Below are 22,938 nucleotides of genomic sequence, written 5' to 3'. Positions count from 1 at the left end.
TCATGCGAATTCGGTGCGCTACGTATCGCTGGCCGACACTTTGCGCACCCAAATCGCGGGGGATCCGGTGACCGATCCGCGCCGCAGGGTGCCGCGCACCGACGTGCTGCTCGCCGATCCGCGCCTGGCCGAGGCATCGCGGGTGTTGGGCCGCACGCTGGTGAAAACCGTTGTGGGGCAATCGCAACAACGTGCACGGGCCGGTCAGATCGAGCCGGAGCGGGTCGCCGACGATGCGGTCGCGTCCCTGCCGGCCAGCGCGGCCACGCTGCGGCCGGTCATCAACGCCACCGGGGTCGTCGTGCACACCAACCTCGGGCGGGCACCGCTGTCGCAGGCCGCGGTCGAGGCGGTCGTCACCGCGAGCGGCGCCACCGACGTCGAGTTCGACCTCGGAACCGGTCGCCGGGCCCGACGCGGCCGCGGTGCGCTCGCCGCGCTGGCGGGGGCGGTCCCGGCCGCGGGCGGCGTGCACATCGTCAACAACAACGCCGCCGCGCTGCTGCTCATCGCGATGACGCTGGCGCCCGGTAAGGAGATCATCGTCAGCCGCGGTGAGCTGATCGAGATCGGCGACGGCTTCCGGCTGCCCGAGCTGATGTCCTCGACCGGCTCACGCATCCGCGAAATCGGCACCACCAACCGCACCCACCTGCGTGATTACGCCGACGCGATCGGGGCCGACACCGGCTTCATCCTCAAAGTGCACCCCTCGAACTACTCGGTCAGCGGGTTCACCTCGACCGTCGGTGTCCCCGAGCTGGCCGACCTGGGCGCGCCGGTGGTCGCCGACATCGGGTCGGGTCTGCTGACCCCGCATCCGCTGCTACCCGACGAGCCCGACGCGACCACGATGCTGCGCGACGGCGCCGACCTCGTCACCGCGAGCGGCGACAAACTGCTCGGCGGGCCGCAGGCCGGTCTGCTATTCGGGTCGGCCGAGCTGATCGAACGGCTGCGACGTCATCCCGCGGCGCGGGCGCTGCGCGTGGACAAGCTGACGCTGGCCGCCCTGGAGGCCACGCTGGTCGGCCCGCCGCCGCCGGTGAGGCAGGCGCTCGACGCCGACGTCGCCGACCTGCGGGCGCGCGCGCAGAAGCTGGCAGCGCAGCTGCCAGGCGCCGAAGCGGTGGACTGCACCGCCGCGGTCGGCGGGGGCGGTGCGCCCGACGTCGCCCTGCCGAGCGCCGCAGTCAGCCTGCCGGAGTCCTACGCCGCGCCGCTGCGCACCGGAACGCCCACGGTGGTCGGCCGCCTGGAGGGCGGCCGCTGCCTACTCGACCTGCGTACCGTCGCCTCCGACGACGACAGCCTGCTCGCCCAGGCGGTGCTCGCGTGTACGTCGTAGCCACCGCGGGCCACGTCGATCACGGCAAGTCCACGCTCGTCGAACGCCTCACCGGCATGTGGCCGGACCGGCTGGCCGAGGAGCAGCGCCGCGGCCTGACCATCGACCTCGGCTTCGCGTGGACGACGCTCGACGGGCGGGAGATCGCGTTCGTCGACGTGCCGGGGCACGAGCGTTTCGTCGCGAACATGCTCGCCGGATGTGGGCCTGTCCTCGCAGTGATGTTCGTCGTTGCCGCCACCGAGGGTTGGATGCCGCAGTCCGACGAACACCTCGATGCGCTGCGGGCGTTGGGGGTACGACATCTGTTGATGGTGATCAGCAAGGCCGACCTCGCCGACCCGGCGGGAGTGATCGCACAGGTGCGCGAGCGGTTGCCCGACGTGCCTGTCGTAGTCGCCACGGACTTGGAAGCCGTTCGCGCCGAGTTGGTTTCGCTTGTCGACGGGTTGCCTGCATCCGACCGCGAGGCCGACGTGCGGCTGTGGGTGGACCGCTCGTTCACCGTCCGCGGCGCCGGCACGGTGGTGACGGCGACGCTGGCGGCGGGCACGCTGCGCGTCGGCGACGAACTCGAGCACGCGGGACGACGGGTCACGATCCGCGGCCTGCAGTCGCTGGGCCGGGACCGCCCGGAGGTCGGCGCGGTCGCGCGCGTCGCGGTGAACCTGCGCGGTGTCGACCGCCACGACCTCGGCCGCGGCGACACCGTTCGGACACCGGGCGTCTGGCTCGACGCGACGGAAATCGACGTGCTGCTAAGGGAACCCGGCGAACTGCACCGGCAGTTGGTGCTGCACATCGGTTCGGCCGCTGTGCCGGTGCGGGTGCGCCCACTCGGCGACCATGGCGCACGGCTACGGTTGACGCGACCGTTACCGCTGCGGGCCGGCGACATCGGACTGTTGCGCGACCCGGGCGAACACCGGATCGTCGCGGGCGTCGAGGTGCTCGACGTGCGGCCGCCGGCGTTGCGGCGGCGCGGCGCGGCGCGGGAGCGGGGCGAGGAGTTGGCCACCGGACGCGTGCGCCGCCCCCCGTGTGCGCGGGTCGACGAGTTGCGTGCCATGGGTTTTGACGCCGACGGTGCCCGAGTAGGGGACTGGGTCGTCGACGAAGACTGGTGGGCCCGGCGCCGTCAGCAGATGATGACGGCGCTGAACGACTGGACGGCCGGGCACGACATCGCAGCGGGTATGCCGCTGGAAGCGTTGCGCCGGCAGGCCGGCCTGCCCGCCGCGGAACTGTTGCCCCCGTTGCTGGACGGCACCGGACTGCAGGTGGTCGACGGAGTGGTGCGGAGACCGGGCGCGGAGTTGCCCGCGCGGGTGGACAAGGCGGTGCGGACGGTGGAGGAGTGGTTGGCCGCCGAACCGTTCCGCGCGCCGGAGTCCGACGAGTTGGCCGACCTGAAGCTGGGTCCGCGTGAACTCGCGGCGGCGATCCGCGCCAAGCGGTTGACCCGGATCGCCGACGGGGTGGTGCTGGGTCCGGACGTATTCGACCGTGCCGCCGCCGTTCTCGGGACGCTGCCGCGGCCGTTCACTGTCGCGGAGGCAAAGCGCGCGCTGAACACCACTCGCCGGGTCGCGGTGCCGCTGCTCGAACGGCTCGACGCGCTCGAGGTCACCCGTCGCGCCGAGGACGGAACCCGCACGCTGCTCTGACTCGCCGAGCGCTCACTCACGTACGCTCCGACGCGCATTTTTCGTACCTGACTGAGCGCTCGGCGGAAGGTGGATCAGAGCCCGAGATCGCTGAGCCCGGGATGATCGGCGGGTCGCGGTCCTGTGCGGTCCCAGTGGAACAGCCGCTGGTCGTCGGTGATCGCCACGTCGTTGATGCTGGCGTGCCGGGTCTTCATCAACCCGTCCGCGGTGAATTCCCAGTTCTCGTTGCCGTAGGCGCGGAACCACCGGCCGTCGGCGTCGTGGTACTCGTAGGCGAACCGCACCGCGATGCGGTCGTCGCCGTAAGCCCACAATTCCTTGATGAGCCGGTAGTCGAGTTCGTGCGCCCACTTGCCGGTCAGGAACTCGATGATCTGGTCGCGGCCCTGCACGAAGGTCGACCGGTTACGCCACCAGCTGTCGGGTGTGTAACCCAGCGCGACCCGGGTCGGTTCGCAGGTGTTCCAATTGTCCTCTGCACCACGGATTTTTGCGACCGCGGTGTCGTGGGTGAACGGCGGAACCAGCGACGGTGTACTCATCGTGTGTCCTTTCATCAGCTGTCCTAGCGTTCCGCTCGGAGCACCTGTACCAGGCTGAACTGCCAGCGCTCGACCAGTCGCAGACCCATGTCGTGGGTGACGGCGAAGGCGTGGGTGCCGCCGAACAGCGGCCCGGGGGCAATCGCCACTCCCTGTTCGTGTTCCGGTGCCACCGGATCGGCCTGCGTGATGATCCAGACAACGGCGCAGTGTTCGAGCGGCCCGACGGACGCTTCCGGGATGAGGTTGGTGTCGAACACCTGGCGGATGTCGAGCGCTCGCTGCCAGAGGCTCACATCGACGAGTCTGCCGTAGGCGTCGGGGCGCGCGGCCATCAGCGGACGCATCGGCGCGGGATGGAACGTCACGGTGTCGTTCACCAGCAGGCAGTCGCCGGCGGCGGCATTCGCGGAGATCAGGTCGGCCACCTGGCTGTAGTCCATGTCGTACTTCGCGTACGGAGCGCGTTGCACCGCAACGTAAGTGGGGGCCGCAACCACCGCGAACGCCGCCACCACCACCGTCGTCATCCGAACGGAGCGCGCCACCGCGGTGATGCACACACCCAGCAGCAGTGCCATCGCGGGCGCGGTGAAGCAGAGGTAGCGCGGTGTGTAGAGCGGTTCGGCCGCCGCCGAGTAGGCGACGATCAACGCCGTCGGGATCACCAGCCACGTCACCGCCAGCACGAGGGTCTCCCGCTCTTCGACGCTGGGCCGCCTCGCGAAGGACCAAACCCCGATCGCGGCCAGCACCACCACCGCGGACAGTAAGGCAAGATACGGATTGCGGTCGAAATACTGTTGCACGGCAACGTCTTCGAACGTACGCAAGCCGATCGGTGTGATCCAGCTGATTTGCTTGGCCTGTCCGGCGACTACCGCGACGAACGGCGCCATCACACCGAGCGCGACACCCGAGGCGATCACGAACGGCAACACCACTGTGCGCCTGCGCCGAAACGTCACCACGAAGACGGCGTGCACGAAGAACAGCAACGCCAGGTAGACGTCGAGCAGGATCGACACCGCCAGTAGGACGCCGTATGCCGCCCATGCCCAACGCAATTCGCGCCGTGCGGCCGAAACAAGGAGCACGGCCAGCCACACGGCGAGCAGCATCGACAGCGCATAGGGACGCGCCTCGATCCCCGCCCACGTCGCTCGTGGCAGGATCGCGCAGACGACGCCCGCCGTCACGCCGACCGCCCGCGACGACAGTTGGGTGCCCAGCACCACCACTCCCGCCGCGGCGGCGCCGACGGCCAGTCCGCTCGGTGCCCGCGACCAGAACTCGGTGGGCGGAAAGACCGCGAACCAGCCGTGCATCAGCAGGTAGTACAGCCCGTGCACGGCGTCCACGTCGCCGAGCATCTGCCACAGCGCAGGCAGCGGCCGGCTGTAGGAGGCCGAGATCGTGGCGGCCTCGTCGTACCAGAACGACGGGCGACCGGCCCCGGCGAGGCTCACCGCGGCGCCCAGGATGGCGACGAGCAGCGGCGCCGACCGTGCCAGCCGCCCGCGCGCGGAAACGTCTACCAGACGCGGATCCAGTCGACGAGCATGACCGACGGATATGGCGCCCGGCGCGGATCGCCGCCGCCCGAACCGCCGACCGCGAGGTTGAAGATCGCCTGCAGCCAGTAACCGGGGATGCCGAACGGCCACCTCAGGTCGTCGGGGCGGCCGTGGACCGGTATCGGCTTGGCCGCGACCGTGAAGTACGGCTTGGCGCCGTCGACGTAGTCGCGCCAGAAGCGGAAACCGTCCTCGCTCCACTCCGTGCGCCAGGTGTGCCACGCGGGGTCCACCAGCTGAGGGATCGACATGCCCTCCCACGTCTTGCCGTTGGACGCGGCGTGGACGGTGGTTCCGGGCGGCCAGGACTCGTTGCCGTAGTACTCGACGATGTCGATTTCGCCGTCGGGAAGGGGATCCTGGTTCAGCAACCAGTAAGCGGGCCAAAGCCCGGGGTGCATGCAGTCGAGTTTGATGCGCGCTTCCCAGGTGGTGCCGATCTGTCCCCTGAAGTGGCTGAGCACCTTGCCGCTGAAGTACCGATCACCCTCCTGGGTCGCGCACAGGACCAGGTTCGAGTTGCCGTCGACGAACACGTTGCGGCGGTCGTCGCGGTAAATCCCCGCTACCGGAGGCCATACGTCGTCTTGCCAGTTCTGGATGAGCCACTTCGAGGGGTCGGGCGCCGACCCCGCCGGACCGTCGAATTCGTCCTGGAACAGGTACGTGCCCGCCGCCGCGCCAGGTGGCGGCTGCGTCGGCGGCGAGGGTCGAAGCGGCGAGGCGTTGGCCAGCGGCGCGGGTAGGGCCGCACCGAGCGCGGCGACTCCGGTCATCATCATCAGGGTGCGACGGTCGATTTCGGCCACGACTGCACCATAGAGGGTGCGGTCCACGATCATGTGCGTTTGGTCATGGCGCGCGCGCGTCGATTCGCCACAACAGCGGTACCGTCGTCCGTGCGCCCAGTGCGGTGCCTGTCACCCTCGCGAGATGTACACCAGGGCTGTGGTGCGACGGCGGGTCACGACCCTGGGGTAGCTTTCGCGAACGCGGGGCAGGAGCGCACCCGGCACGGTTTGATGGGGGAGAGCCGGAGTAAGGAGCCAACCGTGGACATCAAGGAGCTGTTGCAGTCGTGGCCGGTGTACCGGCAACTCACCGGCGGGGACCGGTTGGGTCGCGGCCAGGCCGCCCAGTCCAAGCGTTCGGCGACGCTGACTCCGCGGACCACCGAGGCCGACCGGGTTGCGCACTCCGTGTGCCCGTACTGCGCGGTCGGCTGCGCGCAGAAGGTGTACGTCAAGGACGAGAAGGTCATCCAGATCGAGGGCAACCCGGACAGCCCGATATCGCGGGGCCGGTTGTGTCCCAAGGGTTCTGCGAGCAAGCAACTGGTCACCGGGCCGCAGCGGTTGACCAAGGTGCGGTACCGTCCGCCCTACGCCACCGAGTGGCAGGAGATCGACCTCGACACGGCGATGGACATGGTCGCCGATCGGGTGCTCGACGCGCGCGAGAAGGGCTGGCAGCAGTTCGACGCCGACCGCAACACACTGCGCCGGACCATGGGCATCGCCAGCCTGGGCGGCGCGACGCTGGACAACGAAGAGAACTACCTGATCAAGAAGCTGTTCACCGCCCTGGGGGCTCTGCAGATCGAGAACCAGGCCCGCATTTGACACAGCGCCACGGTTCCCGGTCTGGGGGCCTCCTTCGGTCGCGGCGGGGCGACGGACTACCAACAAGACCTCGCCAACGCGGACTACATCGTGATCATGGGCTCGAACATGGCCGAAGCCCATCCGGTCGGGTTCCAGTGGGTGGTCGAGGCCAAGGCACGCGGCGCCAAGGTCGTGCACATCGACCCGCGGTTCACCCGGACCAGCGCGCTGGCCGACCGGCATCTCACGTTGCGGGCGGGCAGTGACATCGCCTTCCTCGGCGGGGTCATCAACTACATCCTGAGTAACGACCTCGACTTCCGTGAGTACGTCACCGCCTACACCAACGCGTCGTTCATCGTCGACGCACGCTTCCGGGACGCCGAGGACCTCGACGGGCTGTTCTCCGGGTACGACGACGAGACCGCCTCTTACGACCCGTCGACGTGGCAGTACGAAAGTACCGATCCCGAGTACGGCGGCGCCGGCGCAAAGGAGCACGCCGCCCCGGATCAGCACGGATCGGGCGGCGCCCCGATAGAGGGCCGGCCGCAACGTATTCCGTCCGACGTGACGCTGCAGCACCCGCGCTGCGTCTATCAGATCCTCAAGCGGCACTACGCCCGCTATACGCCGGAGATGGTCGAGCGCGTGTGCGGTGTGCCGGTGTCGGACTTCCTCGACGTCGCACGGGCATGGACGCAGAACTCCGGCCGCGAGCGCACGTCGGCGCTGGTGTACAGCGTCGGGTGGACCCAGCACACGATGGGTTCACAATTCATCCGCGCAGGCGCGATCATCCAGTTGCTGCTGGGCAACATCGGACGGCCCGGCGGCGGGGTGCTCGCGCTGCGCGGGCACGCCAGCATCCAGGGTTCGACCGACGTGCCGACGTTGTTCAACCTGCTGCCCGGCTATCTCGCGATGCCGCATGCGGGTCAGGAGACGTTGTCGGACTACCTCGACGACATCACGAGCCGGAACCAGAAAGGCTTCTGGCACAAGGCGGATACCTACATGGTGTCACTGCTCAAGGAGTATTGGGGCGAGCACGCGACCGTCGACAACGACTTCTGCTTCGACTACCTGCCCCGCATCAACGGCGACCACGGCACCTACCGCACGGTGATGGACATGGTCGACGGCAAGGTGTTCGGCTACTTTCTGCTCGGTCAGAACCCCGCGGTCGGGTCGGCGCACGGGCGGTTGCAGCGACTCGGCATGGCCAACCTGGACTGGCTGGTGGTGCGTGACCTCGTCGAGATCGAGAGCGCGACGTTCTGGAAGAACGCCCCGGAAATCGAGACCGGCGAGATCACCCCGGAGACGTGCCGCACCGAGGTGTTCCTGTTCCCGGCGGCCTCACACGTCGAGAAGTCCGGCACGTTCACCCAGACGCAGCGCAAGCTGCAGTGGCGCGACCAGGCCGTCGAACCGCCGGGCGACGCGCGCTCGGAGCTGTGGTTCTTCTACCACCTCGGCCGGATCCTGCGCGAAAAGCTGAGCGGCTCAACCGATAACCGCGATCGGCCGTTGCTGGACCTGTCATGGGACTACGCGATGAATGGCGACGAGCCGTCCAGTGCGGACGTGCTGCGGCGGATCAACGGCGTCGACCTGACGACCGGCCGCGCGGTGAACAGTTATCTGGAGCTCAACGCCGACGGCTCCACGATGTGTGGATGCTGGATCTACAGCGGCGTGTATGCCGACGAGGTCAACCAGGCGGCGCGACGGGCGCCGCACGACGACGGGCAATGGGGCTGGGTGTGGCCGATGAACCGCCGCGTGCTCTACAACCGCGCGTCGGCCGACCCGCAGGGCAGGCCATGGAGCGAGCGCAAAAAACTGATCTGGTGGGACGCCTCGAAGGGCGAGTGGACCGGCTCCGACGTCCCGGACTTCGAGAAGACCAAGCCGCCGTACTACGAACCTCCCTCGGACGCAGTCGGTGTGGAGGCGTTGCGCGGCGACGACGCGTTCGTCATGCAAGCCGACGGCAAGGGCTGGCTGTTCGCGCCGAACGGTGTGCTCGACGGTCCGCTGCCGACGCACTACGAACCGCACGAGTCGCCGATGGCCAACGCGCTCTACCGGCAGCAGGGCAACCCGGCCCGCAAGGTGTACGGGCGCGCCGACAACCCGTCGAACCCGTCGCCCCCGGAGTTGCACGGCGAGGTGTTCCCGTACATCTTCACCGCCGCCCGGTTGACCGAGCATCACACCGCGGGCGGGATGAGCCGCCAATTGCCCTATCTCAGCGAGTTGCAACCCGGTTTGTTCGTCGAGGTGTCCCCGGAACTGGCCGCCGAACGCGGTCTGACGCACATGGCTTGGGCGCACGTGGTGACCAGCCGGTCGGCGGTCGATGCGCGGGTGTTCGTGACGGATCGGATGCGGCCCCTGCGGATCGAGGACCGCGTCGTGCACCAGGTGTGGATGCCGTATCACTGGGGCAGTGTCGGGCTGATCGACGGTGACGTGGTCAACGACCTGCTGGGCGTGGTGGCCGACCCGAACGTGTTCATCCAGGAGAGCAAGGTCGCGACGTGCGACATCCAGCCCGGCCGGCGGCCGCGGGGCCCGGCGCTGCTGGAGTACATCGCGATGTACCGCGAGCGCGCCCGCATCACCCCCGAGACCGGAACGAACCTGGACACCACCCGTCCGTCGGAAGACCACACCGAGGAGAAGCCGTGAGCCCCAACAGCTTCTATGGTCCACTCGAAGACGTTGCCGGTGACGCGGGATACGGCGGTCACCCCCCGCGGATGGGATTTTTCACCGACACCTCGGTGTGCATCGGCTGCAAGGCGTGCGAAGTGGCGTGCAAGGAGTGGAACGGGGTGCCCGTCTCGGGGGATGGGGACGGGTTCAACCTGCTGGGCATGTCGTTCGACAACACCGGCGAATTGGGGGCGAACTCGTGGCGGCATGTCGCGTTCATCGAGCAGCCCTCTCGCGAACGGGTGGACCTGGGCATGCCGGGGTTCGAGCGTCCGGGCGACGCTTCGGGCGCGGAGACCCGTCAAGACTTCCGCTGGTTGATGAGCAGCGACGTCTGCAAGCACTGCACCCACGCGGGGTGCCTGGACGTGTGCCCGACGGGCGCACTGTTCCGCACCGAGTTCGCGACTGTCGTTGTGCAGCAGGACATCTGCAACGGTTGCGGGTACTGCGTGTCGGGGTGTCCGTACGGGGTGATCGAGCGGCGCGAGGGCGACGGCCGGGCCTGGAAGTGCACGCTGTGCTATGACCGCCTGCGCGACGGGCTCGAGCCGGCGTGTGCGAAGGCGTGCCCGACGGACTCGATCCAGTTCGGTGTGCTCGACGAGTTAAGGGAGCGCGCCGCCTTGCGCCTCAACGAGTTACACGAGCGCGGTGTGACCGAGGCACGGCTCTACGGCGAAGACCCGAACGATGGCGTAGGCGGTGACGGAGCGTTCTTCCTGCTGCTCGACGAGCCCGAGGTGTACGGTCTGCCGCCGGATCCCGTGGTACCGACCCGCGACGCCGGCGCGATGTGGCGCTATGCGGGGATGGCGGCGTCGGCGCTGATGGGAATCGCCGTCTCGGCCTTCGTCGGGAAGAGAAGCTGATGCCCCGCGAGCATCTGGCCGTACCGAAGGCGGAGTTCCGGTCGTACTACGGCAAGCAGATCCTCAAGAGCCCGGTGTGGAACTGGATGATCGCGGCGTATCTGTTCTGCGGCGGGCTGTCCGCGGGCGCGGCGATGCTGGCGGCCGGTGCGGACCTGACGGGGCGGCCCGGGCTGCGCAAGGTGACCCGAATCGGTTCGCTGGTAAGCATTTTGGCGAGTTTGTACTTCTTGATCGCGGACCTGGGCCGACCGGAGCGGTTTCACCACATGCTGCGGGTGGCGAAGCCGAGCTCGCCGATGAGCATGGGCACGTGGATCCTGTCGGCGTATGGCCCGGGCGCGGGTGTGGCAGCGGTGGCGGAGCTGATGCCGCGCCGGTTACGGGGTACCGCGCTGGGACGGCTGGCGGACCGGGCGGCGCGGCCGGCCGGGCTGTCGGCGGCGGCGACGGCGCCGGGGGTGGCGTCGTACACGGCAGTTCTGTTGTCGCAGACGGCGGTTCCGGCGTGGCGGGAGGCGCACCCGTATCTGCCGTTCGTGTTCACGGGTTCGGCGGCGGCCAGCGGTGCCGGGCTGGGCATGCTGCTCGCGCCCTATGGCGAGACCGGCCCGGCCCGGCGGATGGCGGTCCTCGGCGCCGGGATGGAGGTGGCGACCTCGCGGGTGATGGAGCGGCGCCTCGGGATCGAGGGGCAGGCCTACACGACGGGCAAGGCGCACCGGCTGCGTCAGCTGTCGGAGGTGCTGACGGTCGGAGGAGCGGTCGGCGCGGTGATCGGACGGAATCGGGCGGCGGTAGCGGCCTCGGGCGCGGCGCTGTTGGTCGGGAGCGCACTGCAGAGGTTCGCCGTGTTCGAGGCGGGCGTGGCGTCGACGCGCGACCCGAAATACGTCGTCGTCCCGCAGCGGGAGCGGTTGAATGCCGCTGAACGCCTGCGCGCCAGATTGCACTGACGGCTGCTCCGGGTCAAACGATCACGACCCTGAGTGCAATCTCGACCAGATAGGGTGGCCCGGGCACCCGACCCGCTGGAAGATGGACGATGGCCACCACCACCCAAGCGCAGCCGCCGCGGTCGACCCCCGCCGAGACCAGGCGGGCGATCTGGAACACGATCCGCGGGTCGTCGGGCAACCTCGTCGAGTGGTACGACGTCTACATCTACACGGTGTTCGCCCCGTACTTCGAAGGACAGTTCTTCGCTGAGTCCGAGAAGAACTCGACGGTGTACGTGTATGCGATCTTCGCGGTGACCTTCGTGATGCGCCCGATCGGGTCGTGGTTCTTCGGCCGGTTCGCCGACCGGCGGGGCCGGCGTGCGGCGCTGACGGTCAGCGTGTCGCTGATGGCGCTGTGCTCCATGGTGATCGCGCTGGTGCCGTCGCAGGCGACGATCGGCGTGGCCGCGCCGATCGTGCTCGTCTGTGCCCGTCTGCTGCAGGGTTTCGCGACGGGAGGCGAGTACGGGACGTCGGCGACGTACATGTCGGAGGCGGCGACCCGCGAGCGCCGCGGCTTCTTCTCGTCGTTCCAGTACGTCACGCTCGTGGGCGGTCACGTGCTGGCGCAGTCCACGCTGCTTGTGCTCGACGCCTTCCTCGACGAGGACCAGTTGCGCGACTTCGGCTGGCGCATCGGCTTTGCGGTCGGTGCGGTCGCGGCGGTCGTGGTGTTCTGGCTGCGACGCACCATGGACGAGTCGCTCAGCGACGAGGTCATCGAGGCGACGAAAACCGGTGACGACAAGGGCGCCGGGTCGATGCGTGAGCTGTTCACCCGCTACTGGAAGCCGCTGCTGCTGTGCTTCCTGATCACCATGGGCGGAACGGTCGCCTTCTACACCTACAGTGTCAACGCGCCGGCGATCGTGAAGACCGCGTACAAGGGTGACGGCATGACGGGTACCTGGATCAACCTGATCGGGCTGATCTTCCTGATGGTGCTGCAACCGGTCGGCGGAATGATCAGCGACACGGTCGGACGCAAACCGCTGCTGGTGTGGTTCGGCTTCGGCGGGCTGGGCTACACCTACGTGCTGATCACCTACCTGCCCGAAACACGTTCTCCGCTCACGTCTTTCCTGTTGGTGGCGGTCGGATACGTGATCCTCACCGGCTACACCTCGATCAACGCGCTGGTCAAATCGGAGCTGTTCCCGGTGCACGTGCGGGCGCTCGGCGTGGGTGTGGGCTACGCGCTGGCGAACTCGATGTTCGGCGGCACCGCTCCGTTGATCTACCAGGCGCTCAAGGCGCGCGACCAGGTTCCGCTGTTCATCGGCTACGTCACCGTCTGCATCGCGGTGTCCCTCGTGGTGTACGTGTTCTTCCTGAGGAACAAGTCGGACACGTATCTCGACCGCGAGCGTGGGTCGGCCTTCGTCAAGGTGTGACGCCAACGTCACTCACCCGACCGACGCACTCGGTCGATTGTGTGTTAGCTGGATCCGCAGTGTGGGTACCAAAACAGCATGCCGTTGGCCGACGGTACGAAAATCGCTGGTTACACGATCCAGCGGATGCTTGGCTCCGGGGGAATGGGTGAGGTCTACCTCGCCCAGCACCCGAGGCTGCCGCGGCGCGATGCGCTCAAGGTGCTACGCACCGACATCTCATCCGACGCCGATTTCGTGGCGCGGTTCAACCGCGAAGCGGACCTCGCGGCCAGCCTGTGGCATCCCCACATCGTCGGAATCCATGACCGGGGGAGGCACCGCGGCCGACTCTGGATCTCCATGGACTTCGTGGACGGCACCGATGTCAACCGCTTGCTGCAGCGGTATCCGATCGGCATGCCCGTCGACGACGTGATCGAGATCGTCACGGCGGTGGCAGGAGCCCTCGACTACGCCCACGCCCGCGGCCTGCTACACCGCGACGTCAAGCCGGCCAACATTCTGGTGGCCGACGTCGAGGACGGCGAACGCCGCGTTCTGCTCAGCGATTTCGGTGTCGCCCGCGACCTGGCGGACGACACCAGCGGCGGGCTGACCGCCACCAACATGACCGTCGGCACGGCGGCGTACGCCGCTCCCGAACAGTTGATGGGCCTTGACGTCGACGGCAGAACCGATCAGTACTCGCTGGCCGTGACCGCCTTTCACATGCTGACCGGCGCTCCCCCGTTCCAGCACTCGAAAGCCGCTGTCGTCATCGGCAAGCACCTGAACGCGACGCCCCCCGCACTCGCCGACACCCACCCCGGGCTGGCGTCGCTCGACCCCGTTGTGGCCCGTGCGTTGGCCAAGGACCCGGATGACCGGTTCGCCTCCTGCCTTGATTTCGCGCGCGCGCTCGGATCGGCGCTGCAGGCCGACGTGGCAACTGCACCGCCTCCGGTGTCGCCCGACGCCGAGACCATGGCGCGGCCTGTGGCACCTGCCCCGGTGCTGATGTACCCCTCCGACCCACGGGTGCCGACAACCCCGCTGCGCCGCGGCAAGCGTTGGCGGTGGGCCCTGGCAGGAACGGCCGCCCTACTGGTTGTCGTCGGCGTCGTCGCCTACCTTGCGCTCGCATCGCCGCGAGAGCCTCCACATGAGCCGTTTACCCTCGCGGGGGCTGTGAAAATCCCGCTCGACACGGTGAAGACGAGCGGCCTCCCGGGTGGCTACAAGTGCGTCGGCGCAGGGGATTACAGCGACATCGGCCCCAGCGCTCCGGTCACCGTCGAAGACGAGTCGGGAAAGCTGCTCGCCAAGGGGGCGATCCAGGGCAGCAACAGCGGACGCGACGCGTGCCTGGTGCTGTTCCGCGTCGACCGGGTACCGGCCGGAGCCCAGTTCTACCGGGTCAAGATCGCTCGGCAGCCGGAGATGAGCTTCACCGAGGCCGAGGCGAAGGCGGGCGTCGAAGTGCCGCTTTCAGACACGGACCCTGATCAGGAGCCGACGGCGACGACGGCACCGCCGAAGTCGTCGCCCAAGCCGCCCCCGTCGCGGACGCCGACCCGCACGGTGCCGGTGACTCCCGACGTCGACACCGTCAGCCTCAACCGGCTCCGGGCGATCGCTGCTGACGACCGGCGTTATGTGTCTTCGTATTTCACCGATATATGGGTTCCGCAGATCAGTTCGAAGCGTGAGGGTCTCGAGGCTGAGGGCACGGTGTGGGACAACGCGCAGATCCTCGAGGAGCACCTTCGGCTGCGCGAGCAGTATCCGGACGTCAGATTGCTGTGGTCCGGTGACTGGTCGACCTTCGATGGCCGCAACTTCTGGGTGACGATCGTGGGACTCAAATCGCCCTATTACACCGACGTGCTGGGATGGTGTCGCGACCAAGGCTTCGACCGAAACCACTGCTTCGCGAAGATGGTCAGCACCTGGCGGCCGGTCGAGGGCACTACCAAGCTGATGAACTGATCCTCGAGCGCCTCGCCCGTCGTCGTGCTCGAGCCGACAGTAGATACTGCATCGCGGTGATGCCGCGCAGGGATAGTGTCGCGGTGTGCGGCTTCTCCGCGGCGTCGCCGGCGCGCCGTTCAGCTTCGCGTGGCTGCTCGTGCTGCTCGTCACGACCCGCGTGCAGCGCTCGGCCGGCCATCGGGAATCGCGGCGGATTCAGCGCAGGAACTCCACCAACCTGCGCCGGCTGCGCACCGAGCCGTCCCGGGTGCTCACCAGCAGCCTGTTCTGGCTCGATGACCACAGGTGGTGGCCGTACGTCCCGGTCTTCGTCTGCGTCGTCGCCCCCGCCGAGCGCCGATTGCGATGGTGGCGTTGGCTTCTCGTCGGGATCTGCGCGCACGTCATCGCCACCTACGTCGGCCAGAGCTACCTTCGGGTGCTGATCCGGAAAGGACGGGTGCCCCAGCGACTGGAGAACGCCCGCGACGTCGGGGTGAGCTACTTCGTCCTCGGGGTGGCCGGCGCCCTGTCGGGCTACACCCGAAGACCGTGGCGCTCCCGCGCCCAGGCCGCGGTGGTGCTGGCGCTGGCCGGTAACGCCGCCGCGCGGCCCACCTTCACCGAAGTCGGCCACCTGACCGCGTTCGTCGTCGGGTTGGCCGCGATTCCGCTGGCACCCGACCGCGACCTGAGGCCGTACCCGCGGCTACCCGACGTTTCATAGCCGTCACAGTGGGAAACATGTCGTGATGCAGTGGGAATGTGCTGTCGTCGGCGGGGGAGCCGCGGGGTTGAGTGCCGCGCTCGTCCTGGGCCGGGCGCGACGGCGCACGGTCGTCATCGACGCCGACGAGCAGAGCAACCGCGCGTCGACCGTCATTGGTGGTCTGCTCGGCTTCGACCAGCGCCCGCCCGCCGAGCTCTATGCCGCCGGCCGCCGCGAGCTGACGTCGTATCCCAGCGTCGAGTACCGACACGGCCGGATCGTCAGCGGCCGTCCGATCGACAACGGTTTCGTCCTCGAACCCGATGACGGTGAACCGATCCTCGCCAAACGTGTCCTGCTGGCCACCGGAATGCAGTACTGCCCGCCGGACCTTCCCGGGCTCGCGGAGCTGTGGGGCACCTCGGTGTTCCAATGCCCGTTCTGCCACGGCTGGGAGATGCGCGACAAGCGGCTGGCCACCATGGCCGCCGGCGAGGAGGCGATGCATTCGGCGCTGATGCTGCGCGGCTGGAGCGACGACGTGGTGCTGCTGACCGACGGGCGCACCGACCTCTCGGACGCCGACAAGAAGGTGCTGGCGGCGGCCGACGTCACCATCGACGACCGCCGCGTCGTCGAATTGCTCAGCGAGAGTGGCCGATTGAGTGCCATTGCGTTCGCCGACGGCGACCGGCTGGCCCGCGACGGGCTGCTCGTCGAGGCGCCCTTGCGACAACGCTCACCGCTGGCCGAGCAGTTGGGCGCCGCATGCACACCCGGCCCGCTGGCCGTCGACACCATCAGCATCGACCCGATCCACCGCACCGAGACGAGCGGCGTGTTCGCCGCCGGCGACGTCTGCACCGAGCAGCCCTATGTCGCGGGTGCGATCGCCGCGGGCTCGAAGGCGGCGATGATCATCGTGCAGAGCCTGCTCGCCGACGAGTTCGCCATGCCCTACCCGCCGATCTGACGCCCGCGGCCGGGCTGGTCCCAGTTCTTCGCCGAAATCTACAGCAGGGCTGCGGATTCGCGACGATCGCAACCCTCACGTCGATTTCGCGGCGCCTATCCGAGCGCCGAGCAGCGCGTCGCACATCACCGGTAGGTCCCGCACCCGGATGCCGCTGGCGTGGTAGACGGCGTTGACGACCGCGGCAGCCGAGCCGACGATGCCGATCTCACCTGCGCCGCGTGACCCCATGGGGTTCGAGTGCTTGTCGGCGTCGTCGAGCCACATCGCCTCGATCGCGGGGACGTCGGCGTGCGAGCTGATGTGGTACGTCGCCAGATCCCGGGTGACGACGTGGCCGAATCGCGGGTCGCGCACGCTCTCCTCGTGCAGCGCCATCGACAGGCCCATCGTCATGCCACCGATCAACTGCGACCGCAGCGTCGCCGGGTTGATCACGCGACCGATCGAGAACACGCCCAGCATTCGTGGCACCCGGATCTCGCCGGTGTAGCGGCTGACCCGCGCCTCGACGAAATGCGCGCCGAACGAATACATTCCGAAGTTCGGCGCGTCTTTGTTCTCCGGCGCCTCGACGGTGGTGGCAACGCCGACGGCTGGATCGTCGCCGTGGTCGTGCCGGAACCGTCGTGCCGCAGCGATGATCGCGCGGCCCCACGAGCTGATCCCCGACGAGCCACCCTCCACCGACGCGGCCGGCAGGTCGGTGTCGCCGATCTGCAGGTCGACCGCGGCCAGCTCGCAACCGAGTGCGTCGGCCGCGATCTGCGAGAGCGCCGTCCACGTGCCGGTGCCGATGTCGACCGCACCGATCGCGACGGTGTAGCGGCTCGGCGCGACGCACTCGATGCGGGCGCTGTTGCCGGGCTGGATCATCGCCGGGTACACCGCCGACGCCACACCCGTGCCGACCATCCACTCACCCTCGCAACGGGTTCCGGGCTGCGGGTCGCGCGACGCCCAGTCGAACCGTTCCGCGCCGATCTGCAGGCATTCGACAAGGCGGCGGTTCGACCACGAATTGCCGGTCTCGGGGTCGACGTCGGGCTCGTTTCGGATCCGCAGCTCGATCGGGTCGAGGCCGCACGCGACGGCCAACTCGTCCATCGCGACCTCCAGCGCGAACATGCCCGGGCACTCACCGGGTGCGCGCATCCAGAACGGGACCGGCACATCGAGCGCCGCCAACCGGTGCGAGGTGTTGCGGTTCGGGCCGGCGTACATCATGCGCGTCGGCGCCGCGGCTTGTTCGGCGAACTCCTTGACGGTCGCGGTCTGGGTCACGACCTCATGGCTGATCGACGTCAGGGTCCCGTCACGGTCCGCACCGAGGCGCAGCCGGTGAATGGTCGGTGTGCGATACCCGACGACGTCGAACATCTGCTGACGGGTGACGGCGAGCTTCACCGGTCGACCCGGAACTCGTTGCGCGGCCATCACGGCGAGCACGTTGTGCGAGTGCGGTGCTCCTTGGAGCCGAACCCGCCGCCGACGTTCTTCGCAATCACCCGCACCTGTTCGGGCTCGAGCCCGAATGTCGTCGCGATCTCCTTGCGGACCACGTGGACGCCCTGGGTCGAGTCCCATAGGGTCAGCGCATCGTTGTCCCACAGGGCGATACAGGCGTGCGGCTCCATCGGGTTGTTGTGCTGGTGCGGCGTGGTGTAAGTCTGATCGACGACGACCGCTGTGTCCCGCAGCGCGGCCTCGACATCGCCCTCGGAGGTGTCGGTCGGATAGCCGGCGTTGACCTGTTTGGGTGCGTACAGCTTCGGATGGTCGGCGCGCAGCTCGACGTCATGGGATCCTGCGTTGTACTCGACGCGCACGAGTGCCGCTGCCTGGCGGGCGGTTTCGGCGCTCTCGGCGACCACTGCGCCGATTAGCTGGTTGCGGTAGTGCACCTCGGGGTCCTGCAGGACGGCGAGGTCGCCGTTGGAGGTGTCGGCGAGGCGGGGCGCGTCGAAGACGGTGAACACGGTGAGGACACCGTCGAGCGCCTTGGCGGCGGAGGTGTCCATCGCGCTGATCCGGCCGTTGGCTATGGTGGCCTGGACCGGATGCAGATATGCGGCGTTCTCGACGGCGTACTCGTAGGCGTAGTCCGCGAGGCCGGTGACCTTGGCGGGCCCGTCGAGGCGGGCGACGGGAGTGCCGATGACGCGAGCCTCCAACGCGGTCATCGCTGCTCGCTCAGCTCGGTGAGGGTGGCGATGATCGCGCGGCGGGTGAGCTCGACCTTGAATTCGTTGCCGGGCAACGGTTGCGCCTCTTCGAGTTCGGCGTCCCCGGCGCGGCGGAACGTGTCCTCGGTGGCCGGCGCGCCGACGAGGACCCGTTCGGCGCGGTGGGCGCGCCACGGTTTGTGGGCGACGCCGCCGAGCGCGATGCGGGCGCCGGTGATGGTGTCGTCGTCGACGACGAGTTCGGCGGCCACCGACGTCAATGCGAACGCGTACGAGGCACGGTCGCGTACCTTGCGGTACGTCGAACGGGCACCGTCGGGCGGCACGGGAATTTCGACCGTGGTGATCAGCGCGCCGGGCGGTAGCTCGGTGTCGCGGTCGGGGCGGTCCCCGGGCAGTCGGTGGAACTCGGTGAGCGGCAGTCGGTGTTCGCCGTCGGCGTCCTGGAAGACCACGACGGTGTCGAGCGCGGCCATCGCGACCGCCATGTCCGACGGATGCACGGCCACACAGTGTTCCGAGGCGCCAAGGATCGCGTGGTAGCGGACGTACCCGCCGATCGCCGAGCAGCCCTCGCCGGGTGTGCGTTTATTGCAGGGCGTGGTGACGTCCTGGAAGTAGACGCATCGAGTGCGCTGCAACAGGTTTCCCGCGGTGGTCGCGAGGTTGCGAAGCTGACCGGACGCCGCCGACAGCAGTGCGCGGGCGAGCACGGGGTAGCGGCTGCGGACCACCGGGTGGGCGGCGAGGTCGCTGTTGCGGACGTCGGCGCCGACGCGCAGCGAGCCGTCGGGCAACTGGTCGACGTCGGTGAGGGGTAGGTGGCCCACGTCGACGACGAGCGTCGGCTCGACGATGCCGAGCTTCATGTGGTCGACCAGGTTCGTGCCGCCTGCGAGGAACACGGCGTCGGGGCGGTCGGCGACGGCGGTGACCGCATCCTGGACGCTGGTCGCGCGGTGGTAATCGAACGGGATCATCGCGCGGCCTGGCTGATGGCGGCGACGATGTTCGGGTAGGCGGCGCAGCGGCAGAGGTTGCCGCTCATGCGCTCGCGGATTTCGGCGTCGGAGAGTTCGGGCGGTTGCTCGATATCCTCCGTGACGTGGCTGGGGGCGCCGGACTTGACCTCGTCGAGCATGCCGATGGCCGAGCAGATCTGACCGGGCGTGCAGTAGCCGCATTGGAAGCCGTCATGGTCGAGGAAGGCCTGGGCGATGGGGTGCAGCGCGTCGGCATCTCCGAGGCCCGCGGCGGTGACGATCTCGACACCGTCGTGGGCGACCGCGAACGCCAGGCAGGTGGTGGCGCGGCGGCCGTCGAGCAGAACCGTGCAGGAGCCGCATTGACCGTGGTCGCAGCCGTTTTTGGGGGCGGTCACGCCGAGGTGTTCGCGCAGCAGGTCGAGCAAAGTCGTGCGGTTGTCGACGGTCAGCGAGTGTCGGGCGCCGTCGACGGACACGGTGATGTCGGTGAAGTGGGCTGACTCCATCGTTGGCAGGTACCCGTGTCGGGCTTCGCGAAACCGGGAGTTGTGCCGACGAGCTTGACTCGGGTGCTGCGGGCAAATGGGTTAACGATCGGCCGGGCCGAGGCTCTGGTCGGCTTTCGTCGCGCTCGAATGGCCTTAACCCTCGTGCAGCTTCTCCTCGAGGATCTTGTCCAGTTCGTCTATGAAGCTGCGGTGCTGGTCGTGGAAGTAGCGATGGTGATGCTCCGTTGCAGGCGGACACGTCCACAGGTGTTCCGGGCCGTAGGTCACTTCACCGTCGGTCCAGGTGCCGACCGCCATGTGGTCACACGGGAGGCGGTACATGACACCGCCTTCGGCGTTCGTGACCCAGTGGACGTCTTCTTCCCCGAAGATCTCACCACACTCTGGGCAGTTCACCCCGTCCATATCCCAGACCACGCTCCTTTGCAGATGCCTGAGTCTTGCGTTCGCCGGAGACCCGCGACTAGGGACGAAAGACCCTGGTCGTTATCCGACAGTCACAAGCCGGCGATCATCGGCACGGACAATGACAGTATGACCGCGCAGAAGTGGAATCTGGACCAGTTCGACGGCCGCCTGGAAATCCGCACCGGCGTCGAAGGCCGGGCCGCGAAGATGGGCCACCGGTTGACCATCGCCATGAACACCTGGCACGCCACCGTCGAATGGTCCGACGGTGAACCGACCAAGGTGACGCTCACCGTCGATGTGGATTCGTTCGAGGTGCTCAGCGGTGAGGGAGGCGTGACACCGCTGACGGGTCCTGAGAAGGGGCTCGTGCGGTCGAATGCCTTGAAAGTGCTGGATGCGAAGCGGTTTCCGCAAATCGTGTTCGAGACGAGCAACGTCGAGAAGACCAGCGACGGATACCGTCTCGCCGGGACGCTGCAGATTCACGGTCAGGGGCGTGAGCAGTGTGTCGACGTGCGCGTACAGGAAGTCAATGAGGTGTGGCGGATCTCATCCGAAGTAGACGTGCGGCACTCTGACTTCGGTCTCAAGCCGTATTCGATGCTGATGGGCTCGATGAAGGTCGCCGACCCCGTGTCGGTGGTATTCACCGCCAAACGAAACAAACGGTAACCTGGCCGCTGAGGAAATCGCCTGTGCTGCTGCGACATCGGAGGCGCCGCGATACCCGCTGCGGGGAGCGGGTTACTCAAGACGGCCTTGCGGGAACACCATTGGTTGCTGCGCTGATGTCGAGAAGAGAAAGGATCGCATGTGAGCTCCCCGAACGGCGGTTCCCGTCTGGGCACGCGATTCGGGCCGTATGAGCTGAAGTCTCTGATCGGCGTCGGCGGCATGGGCGAGGTGTACCGCGCATACGACACCGCAAAGGAACGGACGGTGGCGATCAAGCTGCTACGTCCTGATATGGCGGCAGACCCGAACTTTCAGGAACGCTTTCGACGCGAGTCGCGCGTCGCCGCCCGCCTGCAGGAACCGCACGTCATCCCGGTGCACGACTTCGGCGACATCGACGGCGTGCTCTACATCGACATGCGCCTCGTCGAAGGGGCCAGCCTCAAGGAGTTACTGAGGACGGACGGCCCGCTGCCGGCGACGCGCGTCGTGTCGATCATCACCCAGGTCGCGGCGGCGCTGGACGCGGCGCATGCCAACGGACTGGTGCACCGCGACATCAAGCCCGAAAACGTGCTGCTGACCACCGACGACTTCGCGTATCTCGTCGACTTCGGCATCGCACACGGCAGGGGCGAAGCGACGGTGACCAAGACCGGGCTGGTGATCGGCTCGTGTGCCTACATGGCGCCGGAGCGCATCAGCGGCGAGCGCGGCGGGCCCGCCTCCGACATCTACTCGCTCACCTGCCTGCTCTATGAATGCCTGACCGGCCGGGCGCCGTATGACTCCGGTGACCTGCGGGAAGTCATGGGCGCGCACATGTTCTCGCCGCCGCCGCGGCCGAGCATCATGCGGCGGGGCATCGGCCGGGCGTTCGACGAGGTCGTTGCGCGGGGGATGGCCAAGAAACCCTCCGACAGGTTCGCGACGGCCGGCAAGCTGGCCAAGGCGGCCGCCGCCGCAACGGAGCAGGCCCCGGTCGCGGCGCCGCCCGTCGCGCCCGCGTCACAGCAGGCGCCGTCGACGCGGCAGTTCTCGGCGGTCGACCCGAACCCGGCGCGCACCGGCTATCAACCGGCATACGCGCCGCTGCCGCCACCACCGCCGAACCGCAAGCCGCGGTTCGGCCCGGCGCAGGTCGGGCTGGTCGTGGCGACGATCGTGCTGTTCACCGCGGCGCTGGTGCTGGCGCTGGTGTTGGCGTTCGGCAACAACGGCGGTGGTTCGGCGCCGCAGACCCCAATGGCGGTGCCGCCGTCGACAACGACGGACACGACGACCACGACACCGGCGACCACCACTACACCAACGACCAGTCCGACGACGACCAGTCCGACGCCGACGACCAGCGGGCCGCCGATCGCGGGCGTGTCGGGGACCGACTCGCAGGGGTTCGTCGGGCACACGGCGCGCTGCGATGCCGGCAGCACCCCGGCGGCGGTGATCAGGACGGCCCAGTCGCTGGCGGTGATCTGCGAGATGGGCGCGGGCAGCTATCAGTACCGCGGGGAGCGGCTGAGCGACGGTGCCAACGTGCAACTCAACAACGCACAACCCGTCGGCGGCGGGTTCGTCGCCACCAACCCGGCCGACGGCGCGCGGTACGACGTGCAACCCGGAATGTTGACGATCTCGAGCAGCGGGAAGATCGACTCGGCGGAACCGGCGCTGGAGTACGGCTCGGCGGACCGCTGACTGGTGATTTCGGTGCCTTATCGATCGCTCGGCGACCATTTACGCACCGAAACCGCCGCTGATCGGCTACCGTGCGGCGAGAAACACGTCGCGGATCGGGGGA

At 68.3% G+C, this 22,938-nt stretch carries 17 protein-coding genes and 1 pseudogene; 11 read left to right on the top strand and 7 right to left on the bottom strand.

Annotated features, from left to right (window positions below; genetic code table 11):
• The first annotated feature begins 67 nt into the window (after nucleotides 1-67).
• Together selA and QGN32_RS08185 are read left to right on the top strand one after the other, a co-directional pair.
• Nucleotides 68-1,348, top strand: a complete 1,281-nt coding sequence (gene selA / locus QGN32_RS08190; protein WP_326548985.1) for an L-seryl-tRNA(Sec) selenium transferase — start codon at nucleotides 68-70, stop codon at nucleotides 1,346-1,348.
• On the top strand, nucleotides 1,336-3,015 hold the full coding sequence (locus tag QGN32_RS08185) for a SelB domain-containing protein (RefSeq protein ID WP_326548086.1): 1,680 nt from the start codon (nucleotides 1,336-1,338) through the stop codon (nucleotides 3,013-3,015). The genes selA and QGN32_RS08185 overlap by 13 nt, the downstream gene beginning before the upstream one ends.
• A gap of 74 nt (nucleotides 3,016-3,089) precedes the next feature.
• On the opposite strand, the gene QGN32_RS08180 is transcribed toward QGN32_RS08185, so the two are convergent.
• From QGN32_RS08180 to QGN32_RS08170, 3 genes are read right to left on the bottom strand one after another with little or no spacing between them, the layout of a single operon-like run.
• A complete protein-coding gene (locus QGN32_RS08180) occupies nucleotides 3,090-3,560 on the bottom strand; it encodes a nuclear transport factor 2 family protein (RefSeq protein ID WP_326548085.1) in 471 nt (156 codons plus the stop codon).
• A gap of 23 nt (nucleotides 3,561-3,583) precedes the next feature.
• Nucleotides 3,584-5,101 carry a glycosyltransferase family 39 protein gene (locus QGN32_RS08175; RefSeq protein WP_326548984.1) on the bottom strand — a complete coding sequence of 506 codons (1,518 nt, stop codon included), beginning with the start codon at nucleotides 5,099-5,101 and terminating at the stop codon, nucleotides 3,584-3,586.
• Nucleotides 5,095-5,937, bottom strand: coding sequence for a glycoside hydrolase family 16 protein (locus QGN32_RS08170; protein ID WP_326548983.1), 843 nt, complete (start codon nucleotides 5,935-5,937; stop codon nucleotides 5,095-5,097). Before QGN32_RS08170 ends, QGN32_RS08175 begins: the two co-directional genes overlap by 7 nt.
• Nucleotides 5,938-6,159: 222 nt before the next feature.
• Between QGN32_RS08170 and fdh the strand changes: the two genes are divergently transcribed.
• The 7 genes from fdh (at nucleotide 6,160) to QGN32_RS08135 (ending at nucleotide 16,370) form a co-directional block, all read left to right on the top strand.
• Nucleotides 6,160-9,441, top strand: a complete 3,282-nt coding sequence (gene fdh, locus QGN32_RS08165) for a formate dehydrogenase (RefSeq protein WP_442791797.1) — start codon at nucleotides 6,160-6,162, stop codon at nucleotides 9,439-9,441.
• Nucleotides 9,438-10,340: a 4Fe-4S dicluster domain-containing protein gene (locus QGN32_RS08160; protein WP_326548083.1), complete on the top strand. Its 903-nt coding sequence runs from the start codon at nucleotides 9,438-9,440 to the stop codon at nucleotides 10,338-10,340. The genes fdh and QGN32_RS08160 overlap by 4 nt, the downstream gene beginning before the upstream one ends.
• Nucleotides 10,340-11,296 carry an NrfD/PsrC family molybdoenzyme membrane anchor subunit gene (nrfD, locus tag QGN32_RS08155; protein WP_326548082.1) on the top strand — a complete coding sequence of 319 codons (957 nt, stop codon included), beginning with the start codon at nucleotides 10,340-10,342 and terminating at the stop codon, nucleotides 11,294-11,296. Before QGN32_RS08160 ends, nrfD begins: the two co-directional genes overlap by 1 nt.
• An 89-nt stretch (nucleotides 11,297-11,385) precedes the next feature.
• The gene (locus QGN32_RS08150; RefSeq protein ID WP_326548081.1) at nucleotides 11,386-12,735 is read left to right on the top strand and encodes an MFS transporter; all 1,350 of its coding nucleotides are present in this window, start codon (nucleotides 11,386-11,388) and stop codon (nucleotides 12,733-12,735) included.
• Between the two features lie 78 nt (nucleotides 12,736-12,813).
• The gene (locus tag QGN32_RS08145; protein WP_326548080.1) at nucleotides 12,814-14,706 is read left to right on the top strand and encodes a serine/threonine-protein kinase; all 1,893 of its coding nucleotides are present in this window, start codon (nucleotides 12,814-12,816) and stop codon (nucleotides 14,704-14,706) included.
• A gap of 85 nt (nucleotides 14,707-14,791) precedes the next feature.
• Nucleotides 14,792-15,415 carry a rhomboid-like protein gene (locus tag QGN32_RS08140; RefSeq protein ID WP_326548079.1) on the top strand — a complete coding sequence of 208 codons (624 nt, stop codon included), beginning with the start codon at nucleotides 14,792-14,794 and terminating at the stop codon, nucleotides 15,413-15,415.
• A gap of 25 nt (nucleotides 15,416-15,440) precedes the next feature.
• On the top strand, nucleotides 15,441-16,370 hold the full coding sequence (locus QGN32_RS08135; RefSeq protein WP_326548078.1) for an NAD(P)/FAD-dependent oxidoreductase: 930 nt from the start codon (nucleotides 15,441-15,443) through the stop codon (nucleotides 16,368-16,370).
• 75 nt (nucleotides 16,371-16,445) lie between these two features.
• Here QGN32_RS08135 and QGN32_RS08130 read toward each other — a convergent pair.
• The 4 genes and pseudogenes from QGN32_RS08130 to QGN32_RS08115 form a co-directional block, all read right to left on the bottom strand.
• Nucleotides 16,446-18,553: pseudogene (locus QGN32_RS08130) on the bottom strand (xanthine dehydrogenase family protein molybdopterin-binding subunit).
• Complete coding sequence (locus QGN32_RS08125; protein WP_326548077.1) at nucleotides 18,550-19,536, bottom strand: FAD binding domain-containing protein; 987 nt, start codon at nucleotides 19,534-19,536, stop codon at nucleotides 18,550-18,552. The pseudogene QGN32_RS08130 and the gene QGN32_RS08125 overlap by 4 nt, the downstream one beginning before the upstream one ends.
• A complete protein-coding gene (locus QGN32_RS08120; RefSeq protein ID WP_326548076.1) occupies nucleotides 19,533-20,048 on the bottom strand; it encodes a 2Fe-2S iron-sulfur cluster-binding protein in 516 nt (171 codons plus the stop codon). Before QGN32_RS08120 ends, QGN32_RS08125 begins: the two co-directional genes overlap by 4 nt.
• 135 nt (nucleotides 20,049-20,183) lie before the next feature.
• The gene (locus QGN32_RS08115; protein WP_326548075.1) at nucleotides 20,184-20,456 is read right to left on the bottom strand and encodes a hypothetical protein; all 273 of its coding nucleotides are present in this window, start codon (nucleotides 20,454-20,456) and stop codon (nucleotides 20,184-20,186) included.
• 129 nt (nucleotides 20,457-20,585) lie between these two features.
• Here QGN32_RS08115 and QGN32_RS08110 point away from each other — a divergent pair, with 129 nt between their 5' ends.
• Nucleotides 20,586-21,134: a YceI family protein gene (locus QGN32_RS08110; RefSeq protein ID WP_326548074.1), complete on the top strand. Its 549-nt coding sequence runs from the start codon at nucleotides 20,586-20,588 to the stop codon at nucleotides 21,132-21,134.
• 141 nt (nucleotides 21,135-21,275) lie between these two features.
• The gene (locus QGN32_RS08105; protein ID WP_326548073.1) at nucleotides 21,276-22,835 is read left to right on the top strand and encodes a serine/threonine-protein kinase; all 1,560 of its coding nucleotides are present in this window, start codon (nucleotides 21,276-21,278) and stop codon (nucleotides 22,833-22,835) included.
• The last annotated feature ends 103 nt before the right edge of the window (nucleotides 22,836-22,938 follow it).

Origin of the sequence: Mycolicibacterium sp. ND9-15 (genome assembly GCF_035918395.1) — a bacterium.
Taxonomy (GTDB): Bacteria; Actinomycetota; Actinomycetes; order Mycobacteriales; family Mycobacteriaceae; genus Mycobacterium.
This window is presented reverse-complemented; position numbering and strand designations above follow the sequence as displayed.

Bases quoted from the DNA above. Each gene is read 5' to 3' on its own strand.
- QGN32_RS08180 (WP_326548085.1), bottom strand. From the start codon at position 3,560: ATGAGTACACCGTCGCTGGTTCCGCCGTTCACCCACGACACCGCGGTC.
- nrfD (WP_326548082.1), top strand. From the start codon at position 10,340: ATGCCCCGCGAGCATCTGGCCGTACCGAAGGCGGAGTTCCGGTCGTAC.
- QGN32_RS08150 (WP_326548081.1), top strand. From the start codon at position 11,386: ATGGCCACCACCACCCAAGCGCAGCCGCCGCGGTCGACCCCCGCCGAG.
- QGN32_RS08145 (WP_326548080.1), top strand. From the start codon at position 12,814: ATGCCGTTGGCCGACGGTACGAAAATCGCTGGTTACACGATCCAGCGG.
- QGN32_RS08135 (WP_326548078.1), top strand. From the start codon at position 15,441: ATGCAGTGGGAATGTGCTGTCGTCGGCGGGGGAGCCGCGGGGTTGAGT.
- QGN32_RS08125 (WP_326548077.1), bottom strand. From the start codon at position 19,536: ATGATCCCGTTCGATTACCACCGCGCGACCAGCGTCCAGGATGCGGTC.
- QGN32_RS08120 (WP_326548076.1), bottom strand. From the start codon at position 20,048: ATGGAGTCAGCCCACTTCACCGACATCACCGTGTCCGTCGACGGCGCC.
- QGN32_RS08115 (WP_326548075.1), bottom strand. From the start codon at position 20,456: ATGGACGGGGTGAACTGCCCAGAGTGTGGTGAGATCTTCGGGGAAGAA.
- QGN32_RS08110 (WP_326548074.1), top strand. From the start codon at position 20,586: ATGACCGCGCAGAAGTGGAATCTGGACCAGTTCGACGGCCGCCTGGAA.